Origin of the sequence: Rhizobium sp. 16-488-2b, assembly GCF_017741815.1 — a bacterium.
Lineage (GTDB): Bacteria > Pseudomonadota > Alphaproteobacteria > Rhizobiales > Rhizobiaceae > Rhizobium.
In genome coordinates this window covers 48688-69880 of the sequence record NZ_JAGHMF010000011.1, presented here as the reverse complement: position 1 = coordinate 69880, position 21193 = coordinate 48688, and the positions used below count along the sequence as shown (strand labels likewise).

The window sequence follows — 21193 nt, the reverse complement described above, 5'->3', positions numbered from 1 at the left end:
AGTCCTGCTGAACGGTTAAAGTATATGGTGAACCAATCATAAACTTTTTGCCGCTACCGTCATCCTCAACACTTGGGGTGCGAGAGAATCGCACTTGAGGATTGGGGTTCGCAGTGATCGTAGAGGCATTTCTTCGTTGGGTTGAGACTGCCAAGGCTGGAGACCGGGCGAGGGCGGCGAGCGCGCTCGGCCGGGCCTACCTGCAGTCTGAAATGTCTCTGGAAGAGCGCAAGGCCGCCGAGATGGCCATGACCTTCCTGCTCGACGACCCGTCGCCGAAGGTTCGCCTCGCCATGGCCGAAGCCATCGCATGGTCGCCGGATGCGCCGCGTGCCATCGTCCTGTCTCTGGCTGGTGACCAGGCTGAGATCGCCTGCCACGCCATAACTTTCTCGCCACTTCTGTCGGACGCCGATCTGGTTGATCTCGCAGCACGCGGCAGTGCCGTTACCCGCATGCTGATCGCCGCCCGCTCCAGCATCTCGCGCGCGGTCGCAGCCGCCTTGGCCGAGATCGGTGGCGCCGAAGACGTGCTGTGCCTGCTTGAAAACGAAGGCGCCGCAATCGCTCCACAGGCGCTGAAGCGCATTGCCGAACGGCTGGGCGACGACTGTGAAGTTCGCAACCTCCTGCTCGATCGCCCGGATCTGCCCGCCGACGCTCGCCAGCTCTTGACGCAGCATGTGAGCGATGCGCTCATCAACCTGCCGCTGGCGCAGGCCGCGATCGGCACCGGTCGGCTGCAGCGCGTGGCCCGCGAGGCGACGGAAACCGCGATCGTCGCCATCGCCGGCGAGATCACGCCGCGCGAGGTTGCCGATCTGGTCGAGCATCTGCGTGTCAGCGGACGCCTGACGCCATCCTTCCTCATGCACACGCTCTGCTCCGGCAAGATCGAATTCTTCGCTGGCGCCATCGTTAATCTGACCGGCTGCGACGAGCGGCGGGTGCGCTCGATCCTGGCGACCGGCCGCATGCACGCCGTACGTGCGCTTTACGAATCGGCAGGTCTCGCCCGCGATATCAGCGTGATCTTCGTCGAAGCCACCTTGCTGTGGCGCGAGGCGTCTAAATCCACATCAGGCACGATGCTGGCCAATGTCTGCGGCCGGCTGCTGCAGAGCTTCCGCAGCCGTAGCACCACGCATGGCGCGGTGCAGGAACTGCTGGAGATGGTCGAGAAGCTGCATGTCGCCGAGCAGCGACAATCGGCACGCGGCTATGCCTATATGACGGCGCTCGCCGCCGCCTGATTTAATTGCTCAAGCGCCTGACTACCCAGGAATAGCTTCCTGTTACGAAATGCACAGGCGTCGCGAGCGCGGATTTCATCGAATGGCCAGAGGGAAGGTGCGTGCGTACCTCTGCCGCCATTCTGGACGCGAGACCGGAAACCCCGGTCTGCGGCTTTTCCTCGGTGACGGCAGGTGAGGGTGCCGCGACCACCACCTTAGGCTCGGGCGGCAACGGCGGATGCGGCGGCTCGCAGACGGCGATGACCGTCGGATAGCTGATGCTGGAATAATGCTTCAACTGCCGTTCGGAATCGGCATCGCACATCGCCACCGTCTCAAACTGCTTCCCCACCGTCGCCACGTAATTGCACTGCGTGACCGAGTCGTTGCATCCGAGGATGGTCATGGCGATGAGAACAGCTTGCATGGGGGCGCTTTCGATATTGAACCGCTCCCCTTAGACGCAGCAATTTCAACCAAATGAAGGCCGCTTTCCGGCATCCATGCGGAGCAAGATTACAATCAGGAAAGGTGACGCCGCCGATCAGCCTTCGGCGACCCTGGGTGGCGGCGGAGCTTGCTCGTCGATCAGCACCTGAGGCCCGAGATCCGGCTTTTCGGCCGTGCGAACCTCATGCATCCATTCACGCCAGATCGCCACCAGAAGCGCCATCAGCACCGGGCCGATAAAGAGCCCCAGAAAGCCCATCGTCTTCACGCCGCCGATCAGACCGAAGAAGGTCGGCAGGAACGGCAGCTTGATCGGTCCGCCCACGAGCTTGGGGCGCAGCGTCTTGTCGACGATGAAGAGTTCGACGGTACCCCAGACGAACAGGCTGACGCCGGCAACGGGCGAGCCGCTGGCAAGCAGGTACAGCGACACCAGCGTGAACGACAGCGGCGCGCCGCCGGGGATCAGCGCCATGATGCCGGTGATGACGCCAAGCGTCACGGGCGAGGGCACGCCGGCCACCCAATAGGCGACGCCGAGCACGATGCCTTCGCCGATGGCGATCAGCGTCATGCCCATCACGGTCGAGCTGATCGTGGCAGGCACCACGCGCGAAATCCGCTCCCAGCGGTTTGGCAGGATGCGCTCGCCGAGCATGTCGATCTGGCGGGAGAAATCCGCGCCATCGCGATAGACGAAGAACAGCGCGATCAGCATGAAAAGCAGTGTCAGTAGCAGATGGAAGGCACCACCGCCGGCAGCGAGCACCGCGCGGTAGATATTGCCGATATGCGCGCCGCTGACCGCCTGGATCACTTCGCCCATGCTGCCGGGGCTGCCGATATACTTGACCCAGAGCTCGTCGAGGTAGGGCCCGACAAACGGAAACGCTGAAATCCACTGCGGCGTCGGTTCGCCAAAGCGGTTCACATGGATCAGCCAGCCGACCCATTCGCGCACTTCACCCGTGGTATAGGTGACGGCAAGCACGATCGGCGTGATGAGAAAGGTGACGATGAGTATGATCGCGATGGTCGCAGCGACCGTCGTGTTGCCACCGACCCTTTGCAGCAGCCGGCGATAGAGCGGCCAGCTTGCAAACCCGATGACCAGGGCAGCCAGCACCGGCACGACGAAGCCGTAGAAGAAATAGACGCCCGCGGCCACGACGAGGATCAGAAGCCAGCGTGCCGCGGAGATCGAAGGGATGAGCGGCGTACGTGCGGGAGAGGATGGACCGATCCATCGCGACTCGCGCTGCATATTGTTGTTCGGAAGGCTCACGTCGTCCTTTTCCCCCTTATTTCACCTAGGATATGGGCCATGCGTCCTTTGCACGCAAGCGCCATCACCGATTTAAGCCCGATGACGCCCCCGCCGCCGGTCCATCGGCCTGATCCGCAGGCTTCATAACCTTACATCACGCAATCATTAAGACAGAAACCCTTCGACATCCTTGTCATGGATCACGCTCGGTCTGTGCAATCGGCGATTTCGCGCCGGTTTCGACCGACATTGGAACGAACTGGCGTCATCTGACGGAAATGTGATCCCGCAATTTTGGCTGCCGCATGCCTGCGAAGCGTCGGTCGATCCCCATCTACTGAACCAATCCCACTCCCAGACCTTGCGGTGATCATATGTCTCGGCTAGTTTGGATCCATGGATACAAATGTAATCGTCACATCGCTTCGACGCGATATCGAAGCCGGACATCTCGGCGCTGGCACGGTGCTCAAACAGGAACAGCTGGCGGAACGTTTCGGCGTCAGCCGCCAGCCCATACGGCAGGCGCTCGACAGGTTGCTGGCATCCGGTCTTCTGGTGCGCCGCCCGGATCGCAGTCTTGCCGTATCGGGTCTGAACGAGGAGCAGGCGCGTGAGCTTGCCGAAATTCGCTTGTCTTTGGAGACGACCGCGCTGCTGGCCTCGATCGAGGCGCTGACCGAAAGCGAACTGCGCAAGGCACGACGCCTGAACGAGGACCTGCTCGACGAAGAAGACCCACAACAGTTGGAGGAGCTCGACCTTGCGTTTCACCGCACGCTCTACGGCCGCTGCGGCAACGCGAGGCTGCTCGAAATAATCGACACTTTCCGCCGTGAATCGCGTCGGGCCTATGCGCAGCAACCGAAAGGCTCCGAGGCCCGCCCGACCCTTTATCGGGAACATCAGGCGATCATCGACGCATGCGCCGCGCGAGACGCCGATCTGGCGCGCCAGGCGCTTTCGCAACATCTGAAATTGACGACCGCAAGGCTTACCCGCGAAGGAGAAGGGGAATGACGACGTTTTCGGCACAGGTGGCGTGGAAGCTGGGCGAGGGCAGCTTTATCGACGGACGCTACAGCCGCGGTCACACCTGGAGCTTCGACGGCGGCATCACGGTACCGGCTTCCGCATCGCCGCACAATGTGCCGTTGCCCTATGCCGTCGAAGATAATGTCGATCCGGAGGAGGCCTATGTGGCGGCGCTCTCCAGCTGCCACATGCTATTCTATCTCTGGATCGCGTCGAAGAAGCGCATCGGCATCGACAGCTACGTCGATGATGCGATCGGCGTCATGGAGAAGGTCGATGGCCGGATGATGGTCAGCCGCGTCGAACTGCGCCCGAAGGTCGGTTACACCGGTGAAGTCCCAGGTCGAGAACTTGAGGAACAGATGCACCACCAGGCGCACGAACTCTGCTTCCTTGCCAATTCGGTAAAGACTGTGATCGAGATCAGGCTCGACCGAGCCTGATCCTGAGCCTCGGCGTCAGATGTCGAGGTTTTCTGCGAATGCGGCTCGGTCCTGGATGAAGCGGAAGCGGGCTTCCGGCTTTGTGCCCATGAGATCGTCGACCGCCGTGCGCGTGCCCTCGAAATCCACCTCGTCGATCAGCACGCGCAGCATGGTGCGCTTGCTCGGATCCATGGTGGTTTCCTTGAGCTGCGCCGGCAGCATTTCGCCGAGACCTTTGAAGCGGCTGATCTCGACCTTCGCCTTGCCCTTGAACTCCGTCTCCATCAGCTCGGCACGGTGGCGGTCGTCACGCGCATAGGCCGATTTCGCGCCCTGCGTGATCTTGTAGAGCGGCGGGACGGCAAGGAAGAGGTGACCGCCGCGCACGAGCTCGGGCATTTCCTGATAGAAGAAGGTGATTAGCAGCGAGGCGATATGCGCGCCGTCGACGTCGGCATCGGTCATGACGATGATGCGTTCGTAGCGAAGATCTTCCTCGCGGTATTTCGAGCGCGTGCCGCAGCCGAGTGCCTGGACGAGGTCCGAGAGCTGTTGGTTGGCGCCGAGTTTTTCGCGGCCGGCGCTGGCGACGTTGAGGATCTTGCCGCGCAGAGGCAGGATCGCCTGGTTGGCACGGTTGCGCGCCTGCTTGGCGGAGCCACCGGCCGAATCCCCTTCAACGATGAAGAGTTCAGCGCCTTGCGCGGTGTTCTGCGAGCAATCGGCGAGCTTGCCGGGCAGGCGCAGCTTGCGCACGGCGGTCTTGCGGTTGACTTCCTTTTCCTTGCGGCGGCGCAGGCGCTCTTCGGCGCGCTCGATCACCCAGTCGAGCAGCTTGGCCGTCTCGTTCGGATTGTCGGCGAGATAATGGTCGAAAGGATCGCGCAGCGCGTTCTCGACGATGCGCTGGGCTTCGACGGTCGCCAGCTTGTCCTTCGTCTGGCCGACGAATTCCGGCTCGCGGATGAAGACCGAGAGCATGCCGACGGCCGAGATCATCACGTCATCGGTGGTGATCTGCGCGGCCCGCTTGTTCTGCGTCAGCTCGCCATAGGCCTTCAGGCCCTTGGTCAGCGCGATGCGCAGGCCGGCCTCGTGGGTACCGCCTTCGGGTGTCGGGATGGTGTTGCAATAGGAGTGAACCTGCGGATCACCGCCATACCAGGTGATCGCCCATTCGAGCGAGCCGTGGCCGCTGGTCTTCTCCGTCTTGCCGGCGAAAATCTCGCGGGTAACGGTGAACTCCTTGCCCATCGTCGCCTGCAGATAATCTTTCAGGCCGCCGGGGAAGTGGAAGACCGCCTTGTCGGGAATCTCGCCGCCTTCCTGAACGACACCAGGATCGCAGCTCCAGCGGATCTCGACGCCGCCGAACAGATAGGCCTTGGAGCGCGCCATGCGGAACACCCGGCCGGCATCGAACTTGGCGTGATCGCCGAAGATCTGCGGATCGGGATGGAAGCGGACGCGCGTGCCGCGGCGGTTGTGAACGTCGCCGAGTTCCTCGAGGCCACCCTGCGGGATGCCGCGCGAAAAGCGCTGGCGGTAGAGCTTGCGATTGCGCGCGACCTCGACTTCGAGAACATCCGAGAGCGCGTTGACGACCGATACGCCGACGCCGTGCAGACCGCCTGATGTCTCATAGGCCTTGCCGTCGAACTTACCGCCGGCATGCAGCTTGGTCATGATGACTTCGAGCGTCGACTTGCCGGGAACCTGCGGGTGGTTCTCAACCGGAATACCGCGCCCGTTGTCGCTGACGGTCAGGAAGCCCATCGCGTCGAGATGCACTTCGATGAAGTTGGCATGGCCCGCGACGGCTTCGTCCATCGAGTTGTCGATGACTTCGGCGAAGAGATGGTGCAGCGCCTTTTCGTCGGTGCCACCGATATACATGCCCGGGCGCATGCGCACCGGTTCCAGTCCTTCCAGAACACGGATCGACGACGCGCCGTAATCCTCGGACGTGGAACTCGCCGGTGGCGCCTGCCGTGGCGCGGCACTGGCGGCAGCGCTCGGCGCAGCCGGAGCGGCGAGGGGCGCGGGGGCTGCCGCGGCCGGCTTTGGCGCATCCTCCTGCTTCTTGGTCAGGGGCATTCCGGAAAAGAGGTCGTTGCTATCGTCCATGGAGCCGTTCAGATCTTCATCTTGTCGTGGGGTGGCCGCTTGCGCTTGAGCCTGACCCAAAATCACCGCAATTCATGTCACGTTTGCGAATCAGGCAGAGTCTGCCAGAAAGCACCTCGATACGCGACGCCACCTCATCGGGCGGACTTTCATTAAGAAATGATTTGCGTCCTGGGTCGCCGAATGGCAAGCGGCCAGACGCCTCAGGGAACCTTGCGCATGCGAATGTCCACAAGTCATTGCATAACTATCACAGCAATTGCGGCCTTTTTCATGGTCGCATCGGCTGATCTCAGCGCTGCCGACACCTTGCCACCCTTCAAGGACGACCTGTTTTCCAGCCAGACGACGCTTCAGACCGGCAATGGCGGCGCTTTCGACGTTATCGACTACAACGAGATGCGCGATATCAACGGCCGCGACCAGATCCCGGAAAAGCGCACGCAGCAGAAGTATGTCTCGCTCGGCATCCGCAAGCTTCAGAACAACGAAACGCTGTCGCTCGACGGCGTCAAGCTGGATGTCGCAAGGGTAGGGCCGAGCGCCGGTGCCGCCTTCACGGTCATCTTCATCCACGGTCGCGACGGCGACCGCCGCCTCGGCGTCAACGATTACACCTTCGGCGGTAACTTCAACCGGCTGAAGAACCTCGTCGCCGGCAATGGCGGCGTCTATTATGCGCCGTCGGTCAAGACCTTCGACAGTGATGGCGTGACCGCTGTCGCAGGCCTCATCCGCTACGCCAGCGCTCAGGCGCCGGGCCGCCCGATCATCCTGACCTGCGCCTCCATGGGCAGCCAGATCTGCTGGGGCGCGACGCGCGACGCCGAGACGGTCAAGCGCCTCAAGGGCATGGTCATCATGAGCGGCGTCGCCGATCCCGATTTTATGAAGAGCGCCTTCTACAAGGCCAAGCTGCCGCTCTGGTTCGCCCACGGCAGCCGCGACCCGACCTACGCCGCCGCCGACCAGCAGGCGCTGTTCGAAACGCTGATCAAATCGCGCTACCCGACCCATTTCACGCTATACCAGACGGGCAATCACGGGACGCCAATCCGCATGATCGATTGGCGCCAGACGCTGAACTGGATATTGGCCTCCTAGAATTGAGGGGGCTAGCCATAGTTTAGGCAACACGGCTGACAAATTTTAAGCATTTGCGCCGCAAAACGCCGCAATTTCCCTTACGTAAGCGTCCCAAACCTTTTCATTGCCGCATGCTTTTGCTAAGGCCCGTGCTGACGGAGAAATGGGGAAGGCCGGCATGACACCTGACGTGCGACCGCTTGTGGCGGGAAACTGGAAAATGAACGGCACGCGTGCCTCGCTGGATCAGATCAAGGCGATCGCTTCGGGTGTCCAGGGTCCTCTTTCCAACAAGGTGGAAGCGCTGATTTGCCCGCCGGCGACGCTGCTTTACGTGGCGACCGCGCTCTGCACCGACAGCCCGCTCGCCATCGGCGCGCAGGATTGCCACCAGAACCCCGAAGGCGCCCATACCGGCGATATCTCGGCTGAAATGATCGCCGATTGCTTCGGCACCTATGTCATCGTCGGCCATTCCGAACGCCGCACCGATCATGCCGAGACGGACCATCTGGTGCGCGCCAAGGCGGAAGCCGCCGCCGCTGCCGACCTGACCGCGATCGTCTGCATCGGCGAGACCGCCGCCGAGCGCCAGGCCGGCCAGGCACTCGATATCATCAAGCGTCAGCTGTCGGCCTCCGTGCCGGAGAATGCCACACCGGAAACCACCGTGATTGCCTATGAACCGGTATGGGCGATCGGCACCGGTGTCACGCCGACCGTCGAGGACGTCGAGAAGGCGCATGCCTTCATGCGCGCCGACCTCGTCGCCCGCTTCGGCGACAACGGCCGCAAGTTCCGCATCCTCTATGGTGGCTCGGTCAAGCCGGGCAACGCCAGGGAATTGATGGGCGTCGCCAATGTCGACGGCGCGCTGATCGGCGGCGCGAGCTTGAAAGCCACCGATTTCCTCGCCATCTACGGCGCATACGAGGCGTTGCTCTCTTGAGATGCGTGTATATTCCGGGCCGAAGGGCTTGGAATAGCGGATCACCTCATGTAAAGAGCGCCAGAATTTTACTTTATGCCCGCTTCGCGCCGGCAGGACTGGACCCATGCAGACCGTATTGATTGTCATTCATCTCATGATCGTGCTGGCGCTTGTCGGCGTTGTGCTTATCCAGCGCTCCGAAGGCGGTGGCCTCGGTATCGGCGGCGGTTCGGGCTTCATGTCGGCGCGCGGCACGGCCAATGCGCTGACCCGCACGACGGCGATCCTCGCAGCACTCTTCTTCATCACCTCGCTCGGCCTCGGCGTATTGAACCGCTACGAAAGCCGTCCGACGGATATCCTGAACCGCATTCCGGCAACGAGCGGGCAGGGCAACGGCATTCTTGATTCGCTCGGCGGCCAGCAGCAGAACGGTGCCGCCGCTCCGGCTGCACCTGCTGCTCCTGCCGGCAACGGCGTTCCGACCGGCGGCGACGCACCTGCTGCTCCGGCCGCTCAGGCTCCTGCCGCGACCGCTCCGGCTGCCCCTGCAGCCACCGCTCCGGCTCCCGCCGCGACCACGCCGGCCCCGGCAGCGACTGAAACTGCTCCGGCAGCACCGCAGGCCACCACGCCTGCCGCTCCGGCACCGGCGACTGCTCCCAGCGGGCAGTAAGCCGAACGACACATAAACCGCCGGCAGGCCCCAGGGTCTGCCGGTTTTCTTTTGTCTTGAAGTCACCGACAGCGATCACGCGGCAAGCGCGGGAAGAATGCTGTTAAATTAGAGCCCTAAAATTCAGGACATGAATTTTAGGGCTGGTGGAATCGTTTTTGAAAAGGTAAGCGGTAGCTCCCATGGCGCGATACGTATTCATCACTGGCGGCGTGGTTTCCTCTCTCGGTAAAGGAATTGCGGCCGCCGCTCTCGGAGCGTTGCTGCAGGCCCGTGGTTACCGGGTGCGGCTGCGCAAACTCGACCCCTATTTGAACGTGGATCCGGGCACTATGAGCCCGACCCAGCACGGCGAAGTCTTCGTCACCGACGATGGCGCGGAAACCGATCTCGATCTTGGCCACTACGAGCGCTTCACCGGCCGCTCGGCCACCAAGACCGACAACATCACCACCGGCCGCATCTACAAGAACATCATCGACAAGGAACGCCGTGGCGACTACCTCGGCGCGACCGTGCAGGTCATCCCGCACGTCACCAACGAGATCAAGGATTTCGTGATCGAGGGCAATGACGAGTACGACTTCGTCATCTGCGAAATCGGCGGCACCGTCGGCGACATCGAGGCGATGCCCTTCATGGAAGCCATCCGCCAGCTCGGCAACGACCTGCCGCGCGGCACGGCCGTCTACGTCCACCTGACGCTGATGCCCTATATCCCGGCAGCTGGCGAGCTGAAGACCAAGCCGACCCAGCACTCCGTCAAGGAACTGCAGGCGCTCGGTATTCACCCCGACATTCTGCTCGTTCGCGCCGATCGCGAAATTCCGGAAGCCGAGCGCCGCAAGCTCTCGCTGTTCTGCAACGTCCGCGAAAGCGCCGTCATCCAGGCGCTCGACGTCGCCAACATCTACGACGTGCCGATCGCCTACCACAAGGAAGGCCTCGACAACGAAGTTCTGGCCGCCTTCGGCATCGAGCCGGCGCCCAAGCCGCGCCTCGATTCCTGGGAAGAGGTCTGCAACCGCATCCGCACGCCGGAGGGCGAGGTCACGATCGCGATCGTCGGCAAGTACACCGGCCTCAAGGACGCCTACAAGTCGCTGATCGAAGCGCTGCACCATGGCGGCATCGCCAATCGTGTGAAGGTCAATCTCGAGTGGATCGAATCGGAAGTCTTCGAAAAGGAAGACCCGGCGCCCTATCTCGAAAAGGTCCACGGCATCCTGGTGCCCGGCGGTTTCGGCGAGCGTGGCTCGGAAGGCAAGATCCTTGCTGCCCAGTTCGCCCGCGAGCGCAACGTTCCTTATTTCGGTATCTGCTTCGGCATGCAGATGGCAGTCGTCGAAGCGGCCCGTCATCTGGCCGGTATCGAGAAGGCCTCGTCGACTGAGTTCGGCAAGACAGAGGAGCCCGTGGTCGGCCTGATGACCGAATGGGTCAAGGGCAACGAGCTGCAGAAGCGCAACGCGGCCGGCGACCTCGGCGGCACCATGCGCCTCGGCGCCTACAAGGCCGCGCTCAAGAAGGACACCAAGATCGCCGAGATCTATGGCTCGACCGACATCTCCGAGCGCCACCGCCACCGCTACGAAGTCAACATCGACTACAAGGACCGTCTGGAAAACTGCGGCCTCGTCTTCTCCGGCATGTCACCGGATGGCGTTCTGCCAGAGACCGTCGAATACCCGGATCACCCCTGGTTCATCGGCGTCCAGTACCACCCGGAACTGAAGTCCCGCCCGCTCGAACCGCACCCGCTGTTCAAGAGCTTCATCGAAGCGGCAACCGAGCAGAGCCGGTTGGTTTAAGACATAGTTGCAAGACGATAGAGAAGGCCGCTTTCGAGAGCGGCCTTTTTGCTTTCTAGGTCTGACGTAACGGCCGTTGCGAGGAGCGCTCGGTACAAAAAACTCCCCTCGTTCTCGCCCTTATGGCGGGAATCCAGCCGACGCGCATCCGCGCGGCGAAGAGACTCTTTCCAGCCCAAGGACTTGGGCTGGCTGGATTTCTGTGACGAGCACAGAAATGAGGGCGGTGTGGACGGAGCTGACGCGGGACCTTAGAATAAGCCCAAGCTTGACCAACACAGGAGCCGACGATGACGTCTGTAGTGCGCAAGAGGCGCAACACGCTCAGGGTCGCCGGTGTGCGACCCATCCGGATTTGGGTTCCCGATAAGCGTCAGGCCGGCTTCGCCGCGGATTGTCGCCGCCAGTCACTGCTGATTGCGCAAGCCGATGAGGCCGACTTCGATCTCAGCTCCTTCATGGACGACGCACTTGCTGACCTCGATAACAAAGAATGAGCTGCAATGAGCTGCAGCGATCTTGGCACCGAGCCACCACGGGGATATTCCCGAAACAACAAAAGCCGCCGACATCCAACGATGCGGCGGCTCTTTGATTCCCAAATTTACGACGCGTGCCTCAGGCCGCGCGCTGTCCCCGAACCGGAGCAGCGGCTTGCGTCCCCTGATCGCGGATCATGCCGCGCCGGTTGAGCTTGAAGTGGTTGACCAGCTCAGCCAGCAACGCCGCACCCGATGCGAGCTCCGAGCTGATACCTGTCGTGCGCTCCACCATGCCGGCGTTCTGCTGGGTCATCCGGTCGATCTGCGAGACCGCGTTGTTGATCTCCGAAAGGCCGGTCGATTGCTCGGCGGCGGCGGACGCCAGCGCGGTCATGTTGGTGTCGATCGATTCGACGAAGGTCTCGATCTCGTTGAGTGCCGTGCCGGTCGCGTCGACGAGGCGAACGCCTTCGTTGACTTCCTTGCCGGAGTTCTCGATCAGACCCTTGATCTCCTTGGCGGCCTTGGCCGAACGCTGCGCCAGTTCGCGGACTTCCTGGGCTACGACGGCAAAGCCCTTGCCGGCTTCGCCCGCACGCGCTGCCTCGACACCTGCGTTCAGCGCCAGAAGGTTGGTCTGGAAGGCGATCTCGTCGATGACGCCGATGATTTGGCCGATCTCCTTCGAAGCCGAGGCGATCCGCTGCATGGCGGTGATCGTCTCGCGCACGACGGCAGCGGAGGTCGAGGCCGAAGCGCGCGCGCTCTGTACCAGCTTGCGCGTCGCCTGCGTGTTCTCGGTCGAGGACTTGACCGTCGCCGTCACCGTTTCAAGCGCCGCCGACGTTTCCTCGAGCGAGACCGCCTGTTCCCTCGTTCGCGCGGAGAGCTGCTCGGCGGCGTCGCGCATTTCCTGGCTGTTGCCGTTCAACGCGTTGGTCTGCTGCAGCACCTTTACCAGCGTTGCCTGGAACGCGCCGATCGAGGTGTTGAAATCGCGGCGCAAGGTCTCGAATTCGCCGACGAAGGGCTCGTCGATCGTCTGGCGGATATTGCATTCGGAGAGACGGGCGAGGCCGGCGCCGAGATCGTTGACGACCTTCATCCGCTCGGTGACATCGGTCGCGAACTTCACGACCTTGAAGACGCGGCCCGACGCATCGAGGATCGGATTGTAGGACGCTTGGATATAGATCTCGCGCCCGCCCTTGGCGATCCGCTTGAACTGGTCGGCCGCGAACTCTCCGGCTGCCAGTCTCGCCCAGAAGGCCTTGTATTCCGCGGAGCGGCTGTAATCCGCTTCGCAGAACATCGCGTGATGCTTGCCGACGATCTCGGACAAGGAATAGCCGAGCGTCGCCAGAAAATTCTCGTTGGCGGTGATGATGTTGCCCTCGGGCGTGAACTCGATCACCGCCTGTGCGCGTGAGAGCGCTTCGAGCTTGCCCTTGTCCTCGGCAGCCTGCTTCTTGGCGGCGGTGATGTCGGTCGCGAATTTCATCACCTTGTATGGCTTGTTGCCGCGATAGATCGGATTGTAGGTCGCCTCGATCCAGATTTCGCGGCCGCCCTTGGCGATGCGTCGATATTGGCGCTGGTCGAACTTACCTTCGCCGAGACGCGCCCAGAAATCCGCATAATCCCTAGAGTTCGCCTCGGCCGGATCGACGAACATCCGGTGATGCCTACCGACGATCTCGCTGAGCTCATAGCCGACCGCCTTGCAGAAATTCTCGTTGGCCGTCAGAATCTTTCCGGTGAGGTCGAATTCGATGATTGCCTGCGACTTGTTCAACGCGTCCAGCACGGCGCTGCTGGAGGAGCCGATGCTTGATAGAAATCCGACCATGGACAAACCCCGATATGCCAAGCGTGCCAAACCGCACGCCGGGCAAATCTATGGGATTTGAGTAAATATTCGCTAAATCTCTATTAGTGTTGAGTTTTTCGGATTATGCGACCTTTGGTAGAGGGCCAGTATAGATCGAGCGGGGGCGGATCAATCGGCCGTTGAGTGCCTGCTCCCGGGCATGGGCGATCCAGCCCACAGTGCGCCCGATTGCGAAGACGCCGGTAAAGGCCTGCCGCTCGAAACCAAGCGATTCGAGAAGCAACGCCGTGTAGAACTCGACATTGACGTCGAGCGGCCGATCCGGCTTCCGCTCTTTGAGGATATCGAGAGCGGCGCGCTCGACGGACGCTGCCAGCGCCATCCGTTCACGATCGACCTGGCCGGAGCGAACCAGAGGCGAGAGCGCATTCTTCAGCGCGTCGGCTCTCGGATCGCGAACACGATAGATCCGGTGCCCGAACCCCATCAGCCGCTCTCCGCGATCAAGTGCTGATGTCAGCCATGCATGGGCGTTGGCTTCGGTTCCGATCGCATCCAGCATATCGAGCACAGGGCCGGGCGCGCCGCCGTGAAGCGGTCCTTTCAGGGCGCCGATGGCGGCCAGCACGGAGGATGTCAGTCCCGCCTGGGTGGAGGCGACGACGCGCGAGGCGAAGGTCGAAGCGTTCAATCCATGATCCGAGATCGTCACCAGATAGGCGTCCAGCGCCGCTGTCTGCTCCGCGCTCGGCATCCTGTCGGTCAACATCCGCAATATGTCCGCGGACTGCGACAGCGACGCATCCGGCGCCACCGGCCGCTGGCCGACCTGCAGCCTGAGGATGGCGGGCAGGAACACGGCTGGCGCTGCCATCAGATGCAGAGCCGTATCGAAATCCTGACCGTCGGCAAGGCGCGCGATCATCGCGCGCATGGCGTCGACTGGCGGCAGCGCCAAAAGTCCTTCGTCCAGATGCGTGATGTGCGAATAGAGTTCGACCCTCGCGGCCCCGAGCAGCGACCGCAATGTCGTCGCACTGACCGGACGTTCCATCAGTCCATCAAGCAGCAGTGCTGCGACACCCTCATATGTCTCACCGGGAACGAGATCATCAAGCGAGACGCCGCGTATCACCAAGCGTCCGCGTTCACCATCCACATCGGATAGTTGGGTTTCCGCTGCAATCACATCTTCCAAGCCGTTCTTCATTGCGTTTCTCCTTTACGCTTGGAAAGATCGGACCTAGATAGATTGACGTCAATATTGACGAATAAGATCAATGTAAGGGGTCGCATGGCGTGGCTGACAGCCGAGGAAGCGTTGGAACGGCTCGGCACGAAGCCGCAGACGCTCTATGCCAATGTCAGCCGCGGTCGCATCCGCGCGAAGCCCGATGCCGCCGATAGCCGCCGGAGCCTCTATCACTCCGAGGATGTCGCGCGTCTCGCCAAGCGCCATGCCGGCAGAGGAAAGGCGGAGGCGATAGCCGCCGAGACGATCGACTGGGGCGAGCCGGTGCTGCCGACAGCGATTTCGACGATCGCGGATGGCCGGCTTTACTATCGTGGCCGCGAGGCCGTCGCCTTGTCCGAACGGGCGACGTTCGAGCAGGTAGCGGCGTTGTTGTGGGACAGCCCGGCAGCGAAATGCCCGCCAGTCGAATTGTCCGCAGACGAGCCATCAAGGATATCAGGCGCTTTCGTCTTGCTGGCGAGGAGAGCGGCGGCGGATCTGCCGGCTTTGGGCCGTGCGCCCGCCGCGTTGAAGTCGGAAGCGGGGCAGGTGCTTGCAACGGTGGCAGCCGCGCTTGCTCCGAGCCAGACACTCGACTTGCCGCTGCACGAGCGCCTTGCGCAGAGCTGGGATCGGCCGGAGGCGGCGGAGCCGATCAGGCGGGCACTTGTGCTTGCCGCCGAACACGAACTCAACGTTTCCGCATTCGCGGCACGTGTCACCGCTTCGTCGGGCGCTTCACTGGCCGCCGCCACACTATCCGGTCTCTCGACGCTGACCGGCCCTCGCCATGGCGGTGCCTGGCAGGGCGCCGTGCGGCTGATGGAGTTGTCGCGGGAAATCGGCGCGCGCGAGGCGATCAGGACGATGTTGGCGACGGAAGGCTTGGTGCGGGCCTTTGGCCATAAACTCTATCCTGACGGCGATCCGCGTGCCGCAACGATCATGAGTTCGTTCGAGATGCCGAAGCTCTACGCCGAGATTGCCGGTCTCGGCGCGGAACTGTTGGGCGAGCCTGCGAATATCGATTTCGCGCTGGCGGCGATGGCCGGGCATTTCGACCTTCCCGACGACGCACCGCTTGTCATCTTCGCGCTTTCCCGCACCGCCGGCTGGCTGGCGCACGCCATCGAGCAGGTGACCAGTGGAACCATGATCCGTCCGCGTGCCCGCTATGTCGGACCATCGCCGGAGGCGCTCTGATGGAGCACGCGGGATGGTCTCATCGCCTGTGTAACTGCCGCCAAGCGCATTGCGGTGCCGGGCGAGGCGGGGTTAGAGTGCACTATTCGGTCGTGGGGCGGAAATTGTTAGAGGGGGATATCATGGAGACAGTATCGTACGGTCGTCCTTGTCTGGCCGCCGTTCTCGCCGGAACAACTTTGCTTTGGGCTGGCTTGGCATCGGCGCAGTCCGCAGGCTGTACGCTTGAACGCGTCGCCGGCACGGCGCGCCAGATCATGCGCTGCGCCGATGGCGTGACCGTCACCGCCGAAGGTGGCGCGCGCTTCCAGCTTGTCGACAGCAACGGCGACGGTCGCCCCGATTCGGTGTCGCTGCGTAACAAGGCAGTGCTTGTCGATGTCGACAGCGCCAGGCGCAGTGGCGGCTTTGAGGTGGTGACACCGCAGGCGATCGCCGCGGTGCGCGGCACGCGTTGGGCCGTCGACGTCAAGAATGGCACGACATCGGTCTTCGTCGTGCGTGGGCGTGTGGCTGTGGGCAGGCCATCGGCGGGGCCGAGGGTCGTGCTGGCGCCGGGCGAGGGCGTGGACGTGTCGCGCGGGAGCGGTGCGCTCACCGTCAAGCGTTGGCCGCAGGCGCGCGCGGCGGCACTTCTCGCGCGGCTGGGCCAGTAGTCGCCCATGCAGGCCAGACGGCTTCTGATAACCATATCGCTGATCGCGGCCGCCCTTTGGGGCGGCGCGCTCGGCTATCTCCACATGCAGGGCAATGCCGGCTTTCTCGATCGCATGGAAGCATCGCTGGCGGACCTCAGAAGCCATCTCATTGGGCCAAGCAGCGCGCCTTCGGTTGTCACCATCGTCGCGATCGATGACCAGACGGCGACCGCCAACGGATATCCCCTGAGCAGGGCGACGCTCGCGCGGCTGGTGGAAACCATCGGCGCGCTGAAGCCGAAGGTCATTGCGCTGGACTTGCTGCTCGTTGATCCCGGACCGGAGGAGGGTGATCAGGCGCTCGTCGATGCGCTGAAGGGCGTTCCGACTGTCATCGCTGCGGCCGGCGTCTTCCCGTCAAGTCTTCAGTCGGTGACATCGAGTGCCGAGGATCCGCTCGCCACCATTCCGGTGGCCGACCGGATGATGCTGCCGATTGCCCGTTTCGCCGATTCCGCCGCGATCGGCGTCGTCAACGTGTCGACCGATCAGGGCGGAACGCCGCGCTACATTCCGCTGATCTCGCGCGGTGCGCAGCGGGTCGATGCCTCGTTTCCGCTGCGGGTGGCGTCGGTGGCGCTCGGCGTCAATCCGGCCTTTACGCCGGCAGCCCTTGCGCTCGGAGAACTGCGCCTTCCGACCGATATTGGCCAGCGCCTGCCGCTGACCTTTTACGGACCGCGCGGAACGATCCCCACCTTCAGCGCCGCCGATGCGCTCGCCGGCAAGATCGACGCCAAGATGGTCGAGGGCAGGGTGGTCGTGATCGGCTCGACGGTAACCGGTGGCGGAGACGTCTTTCCGACGCCGTTCGATCCGGTGCTTCCCGGCGGCGAGGTGATGTCCACGGCTATCACCCGGCTGATTGCAGGCGACAATATCGTGCGCGACGGCAATGTGCGCTCGTTCGATGCGCTGCTTGGTATCGCCCTGCCGGTGCTGATCATCAGCCTGCTCGGCTGGCGCCGCAGCGCCGTGGCCTATAGCGCAATCGCAGCCGCCGTGCTGGCATGGCTCACGTTCAACATCGTCGCCTTCTCGCATGGCTATTGGTTCAGCGCCGCCCTGCCGATCGCCGCGACCTTGCCGCCGGTGCTGCTGTTCGGCGCGATGGAGCTATGGCTCGATCGCCGCCGCGCCATCCATTTCGCGGCGCAGAGCGACCTGCTGCAGCGAATCGAGGCGCCGGGCCTCGGCGAATGGTTGGCGCGCGATTCAACCTTCCTGTCGCGCCCGGTGCGTCAGGAAGCCGCGGCGGTGTTCGTCGATCTGTCCGGCTTCACCGGACTGAGCGAGGCGATCGGTGCTGCGCGCGTGCAAGAGGTCCTGAGCGGCTTCTTCGAGCTCGTCGATGACGAGGCGCGTGCCCATGGCGGCGCGATCACCAGTTTCATGGGCGATGGCGCGATGATCCTCTTCGGTCTGCCGCGACCGGCCGATGACGACGCCTTGCGGGCGGCTGCCTGCGCAGTCGGGCTCGGCGACCGCCTGAGGGCCTGGCTTGCAGCAGATCCCGGGCTTTCCGACCGCAAGATCGGCTTCAAGGTCGGCGCCCATTGCGGCACCGTCGTTGCCTCGCGGCTCGGCACCGGCACACGCCAGCAGATCACCGCGACCGGCGATACCGTCAACGTCGCAAGCCGCCTCATGGAAGTGGCGGCAGCTAACGGTTTCGAGCTCGCGCTCAGCGCAGCCGTGATGAGCGCGGCGGGCGCCGGGGCCGCACCCAACCACCAAGGGGACCTCGAGGGCCCAATCTCCGCCAGGATCCGGGGCCGTGCCGAAAGCATCGACGTCTTTCTGTGGCGCGGACATCCGCTTTGACATTTGTCGTTTGACGCAGTAGGAACAGCCCAACTTTTCAACCGGCAAGTTCCGGACGGCGCACCGTGCGCCCGATTATTCCGAAAGACAGACAAAATGACAGAGATAAGCGGCGTCGTTCCGGCGATCGGCAAGGCGTTGGCGAAGCGCGGTTATTCCGAGCTCACCCCCGTTCAGCAATCCATGCTCGATCCGGCGCTTGCCGCATCCGACGCGCTGGTATCGGCGCAGACCGGCTCCGGCAAGACGGTTGCTTTCGGCCTCGCCATGGCGCCGACCTTGCTTGGCGACGATGAACGCTTCGAGCCAGCCGCCACCCCGCTGGCGCTTGTCATTGCGCCGACCCGCGAGCTTGCGCTGCAGGTCAAGCGCGAGCTGGAATGGCTCTATGAGCTGACTGGCGCCGTCATCGTCAGCTGCGTCGGCGGCATGGATATCCGCAGCGAGCGCCGCGCGCTCGAGCGTGGCGCCCACATCGTCGTCGGCACGCCCGGTCGTCTCTGCGACCACATTCGCCGCCGCGCGCTCGACATGTCCGATCTGAAGGCCGTCGTGCTCGACGAAGCCGACGAGATGCTCGACCTCGGCTTCCGTGAAGACCTCGAATTCATCCTCGATGCGTCCCCGGATGACCGCCGCACGCTGATGTTCTCGGCAACCGTTCCTGCCGCCATCGCCAAGCTTGCGAAGAGCTATCAGAAGAACGCCGTGCGCATCGCCACCACGACGGAAGAAAAGCAGCACGTCGATATCGAATACCGTGCGCTCGCCGTCGCCCCGAGCGACCGCGAAAACGCCATCATCAACGTTCTGCGCTATTACGAGGCGACCAACGCCATCGTCTTCTGCTCGACCCGTGCGGCCGTCAACCATCTGACCGCCCGCTTCCATAACCGTAATTTCGACGTCGTCGCGCTCTCGGGCGAACTGACGCAGAACGAGCGCAGCCACGCGCTGCAGGCAATGCGCGATGGCCGCGCCCGCGTCTGCATCGCGACCGACGTCGCCGCCCGCGGCATCGACCTTCCTGGCCTCGATCTCGTCATCCACGCTGACCTGCCGACCAATCCGGAAACCCTGCTCCATCGCTCGGGCCGTACCGGTCGCGCCGGTCGCAAGGGCGTCAGCGCCATGATCGTGCCGCTCAACGCCCGCCGCAAGGCCGAACGTTTGCTCGACAATGCCGGCATCGCCGCCACCTGGGCGCTGCCGCCGTCTGCCGAGGAAGTCATTGCCCGCGACGAGGAACGCCTGCTCGCCGATCCGATCTTCGAAGAGGCTCCGCGCGAAGAGGAGCAGGACATCGTCAAGCGCCTGCTCGAAGCGCATGGCGCCGAGAAGCTCGCAAACGCCTTCGTCAACCTCTACCGCGCCAAACAGTCGGCGCCGGAAGATCTGATGGAGATCAGCCTGCAGGCCGGTCCGCGCAAGCCGCGCGACAACGCCGATGGCCCGCGCGATACCAGCCCGCGTGGCCCGCGTGACGATTTCGGCCCCAGCGTCTGGTTCTCTTTGTCGGTCGGCCGCAAGCAGAATGCCGAGCCGCGTTGGCTGATCCCGATGATCTGCCGTAACGGCAACCTGACCAAACGCGACATCGGCGCCATCAAGATGCAGCCGGAAGAGACCTTCGTTGAGATCGCCGCCGGTAGTGCCGATGCGTTCCTCGCCGCGACCGGCCCTAACAAGACGATGGAACGCGGCATCCGCGTCAGCCGTCTGCCCGGCACGCCGGAATTCGGTCGCCAGGATTATGGCAAGCCGGATTTCAACAAGTCTGGTCCGAAGCCTTATGCCGCCAAGAAGAGCTATGACGACCGCCCGCGCGACGGCGGCTTCAAGAAGGGACCGCGCAGCGATGCCGCCCCAGCCGGCGAGCGCGACAGCAAGCCGTGGAGCAAGCCCGGCAAGCCTAAGTTCGAGGGCAAGCCGAAATACGAAGGCAAGCCGAAGTTCTCCAAGAAGAAGGGCTGAGGCCCAAAGCGTGACGGCGAGGATCGCATGCGCTGCCAGTCGTTCGGATTGTCTTGATTTTCAGGGCACCACTCGACCTGGCAGCCATGTCTCGCCGTTTCTCATATCAAGCAATCGCGAAACATGAATCGCGCGGTTGCTGATCCGGACCGGGCGACGCGATGCATGACAGGACTGAGCGCATGACATCCGTTTCCGCTGACGACGGTGCCCAGCCGCAGAAGCGCACATCTTCCTTCGACATCAACGCGTTCATCGCCCGTAACCTCCGGCTTCTGCCCGTGCCGGGTCTCGAAGATATTCAGCTCTACACCGCCCATTCCGGCAGCCGCCTGTCACGGCTCGGCGGCACCGATCCAGACGCGCCGGCACCTTACTGGGCCTATGGCTGGGGCGGCGGTGCGGTGCTCGCACGTCATATCGCCGAGAACCCGCATCTCGTGCGCGGCCGCCGCGTTCTCGATCTTGGAACCGGCTCCGGCCTCGTCGCGATCGTCGCCGCCAAGGCAGGCGCAACATCCGTGGTCGCCGCCGACATCGACGACAACGCCATCGCCGCCGCCCGCCTTAATGCGACCGCCAACGGCGTCGAGATCGATCTTGTTCATGCAGATCTCCTCGACGGTGCGCCGCCTGCGGTCGATATCGTTCTGGCTGGCGATCTCTTCTATGACGAAGCGCTGGCAAAACGCGCGCTGGCGTTTCTCGAAACCTGCCGCGCCGCCGGTATCGACGTCCTGATCGGCGATCCCTACCGAGTGCCGCTGCCAACGGAGAAGCTGCGTTGCATTGCCGAGTATTTCGTTCCGGATTTCGGTCTTGGTAGCGACGGGGCCGAGGTGCGCGCTGGTGTCTTCAGCTTGGCCGCTGTTCCTGGCCGTTAGCCAATTCCAGGCGCTCCAAC

18 protein-coding genes are annotated in these 21193 nt (G+C 63.2%); 13 read left to right on the top strand and 5 right to left on the bottom strand.

Annotated elements, in window-relative coordinates; translation table 11 throughout:
• The first annotated feature begins 113 nt into the window (after positions 1–113).
• Complete coding sequence (locus tag J5286_RS11910) at positions 114–1253, top strand: DUF2336 domain-containing protein (protein WP_209190510.1); 1140 nt, start codon at positions 114–116, stop codon at positions 1251–1253.
• A 1-nt stretch (position 1254) separates the two neighbouring features.
• Here the strand turns inward: J5286_RS11910 and J5286_RS11905 are convergent, their stop codons facing one another.
• Both J5286_RS11905 and J5286_RS11900 read right to left on the bottom strand, forming a co-directional pair.
• The gene (locus J5286_RS11905; RefSeq protein ID WP_209190509.1) at positions 1255–1662 is read right to left on the bottom strand and encodes a hypothetical protein; all 408 of its coding nucleotides are present in this window, start codon (positions 1660–1662) and stop codon (positions 1255–1257) included.
• Between the two features lie 117 nt (positions 1663–1779).
• Positions 1780–2949, bottom strand: a complete 1170-nt coding sequence (locus tag J5286_RS11900; RefSeq protein ID WP_111561554.1) for an AI-2E family transporter — start codon at positions 2947–2949, stop codon at positions 1780–1782.
• Between the two features lie 399 nt (positions 2950–3348).
• Here J5286_RS11900 and J5286_RS11895 point away from each other — a divergent pair, with 399 nt between their 5' ends.
• Both J5286_RS11895 and J5286_RS11890 read left to right on the top strand, forming a co-directional pair.
• Positions 3349–3972, top strand: coding sequence for a GntR family transcriptional regulator (locus tag J5286_RS11895; protein ID WP_209190508.1), 624 nt, complete (start codon positions 3349–3351; stop codon positions 3970–3972).
• Entirely contained in the window at positions 3969–4430 is a 462-nt protein-coding gene (locus J5286_RS11890; RefSeq protein ID WP_209190507.1) for an OsmC family protein, read from the top strand. The genes J5286_RS11895 and J5286_RS11890 overlap by 4 nt, the downstream gene beginning before the upstream one ends.
• A gap of 15 nt (positions 4431–4445) precedes the next feature.
• On the opposite strand, the gene parE is transcribed toward J5286_RS11890, so the two are convergent.
• The gene (parE, locus tag J5286_RS11885) at positions 4446–6539 is read right to left on the bottom strand and encodes a DNA topoisomerase IV subunit B (protein WP_209190506.1); all 2094 of its coding nucleotides are present in this window, start codon (positions 6537–6539) and stop codon (positions 4446–4448) included.
• 219 nt (positions 6540–6758) lie between these two features.
• Here parE and J5286_RS11880 point away from each other — a divergent pair, with 219 nt between their 5' ends.
• From J5286_RS11880 to J5286_RS11860, 5 genes are all read left to right on the top strand, one after another.
• Positions 6759–7643, top strand: coding sequence for a dienelactone hydrolase family protein (locus tag J5286_RS11880; protein ID WP_209190505.1), 885 nt, complete (start codon positions 6759–6761; stop codon positions 7641–7643).
• 160 nt (positions 7644–7803) lie between these two features.
• On the top strand, positions 7804–8574 hold the full coding sequence (gene tpiA, locus J5286_RS11875) for a triose-phosphate isomerase (protein ID WP_209190504.1): 771 nt from the start codon (positions 7804–7806) through the stop codon (positions 8572–8574).
• Positions 8575–8680: 106 nt separating this feature from the next.
• Entirely contained in the window at positions 8681–9232 is a 552-nt protein-coding gene (gene secG, locus J5286_RS11870; RefSeq protein ID WP_047510429.1) for a preprotein translocase subunit SecG, read from the top strand.
• A 182-nt stretch (positions 9233–9414) separates the two neighbouring features.
• Positions 9415–11043 carry a CTP synthase gene (gene pyrG, locus J5286_RS11865; RefSeq protein WP_026283265.1) on the top strand — a complete coding sequence of 543 codons (1629 nt, stop codon included), beginning with the start codon at positions 9415–9417 and terminating at the stop codon, positions 11041–11043.
• Positions 11044–11333: 290 nt separating this feature from the next.
• Positions 11334–11540, top strand: coding sequence for an antitoxin MazE family protein (locus J5286_RS11860; protein WP_209190503.1), 207 nt, complete (start codon positions 11334–11336; stop codon positions 11538–11540).
• Between the two features lie 121 nt (positions 11541–11661).
• On the opposite strand, the gene J5286_RS11855 is transcribed toward J5286_RS11860, so the two are convergent.
• Positions 11662–13374, bottom strand: coding sequence for a methyl-accepting chemotaxis protein (locus tag J5286_RS11855; RefSeq protein ID WP_209190502.1), 1713 nt, complete (start codon positions 13372–13374; stop codon positions 11662–11664).
• Positions 13375–13477: 103 nt separating this feature from the next.
• Positions 13478–14566: a citrate synthase/methylcitrate synthase gene (locus J5286_RS11850; RefSeq protein WP_209190501.1), complete on the bottom strand. Its 1089-nt coding sequence runs from the start codon at positions 14564–14566 to the stop codon at positions 13478–13480.
• Positions 14567–14650: 84 nt separating this feature from the next.
• Here J5286_RS11850 and J5286_RS11845 point away from each other — a divergent pair, with 84 nt between their 5' ends.
• The 5 genes from J5286_RS11845 to J5286_RS11825 all read left to right on the top strand — a co-directional run bounded on the left by J5286_RS11845 (position 14651) and on the right by J5286_RS11825 (position 21173).
• A complete protein-coding gene (locus J5286_RS11845; RefSeq protein WP_209190500.1) occupies positions 14651–15793 on the top strand; it encodes a citrate/2-methylcitrate synthase in 1143 nt (380 codons plus the stop codon).
• A 122-nt stretch (positions 15794–15915) separates the two neighbouring features.
• Entirely contained in the window at positions 15916–16449 is a 534-nt protein-coding gene (locus tag J5286_RS11840; RefSeq protein ID WP_209190499.1) for a FecR domain-containing protein, read from the top strand.
• A gap of 6 nt (positions 16450–16455) precedes the next feature.
• Positions 16456–18315, top strand: coding sequence for a CHASE2 domain-containing protein (locus tag J5286_RS11835; protein ID WP_209190498.1), 1860 nt, complete (start codon positions 16456–16458; stop codon positions 18313–18315).
• Between the two features lie 96 nt (positions 18316–18411).
• Positions 18412–20289, top strand: a complete 1878-nt coding sequence (locus J5286_RS11830; protein ID WP_209190497.1) for a DEAD/DEAH box helicase — start codon at positions 18412–18414, stop codon at positions 20287–20289.
• Positions 20290–20471: 182 nt separating this feature from the next.
• Positions 20472–21173 carry a class I SAM-dependent methyltransferase gene (locus tag J5286_RS11825; RefSeq protein ID WP_245205877.1) on the top strand — a complete coding sequence of 234 codons (702 nt, stop codon included), beginning with the start codon at positions 20472–20474 and terminating at the stop codon, positions 21171–21173.
• The last annotated feature ends 20 nt before the right edge of the window (positions 21174–21193 follow it).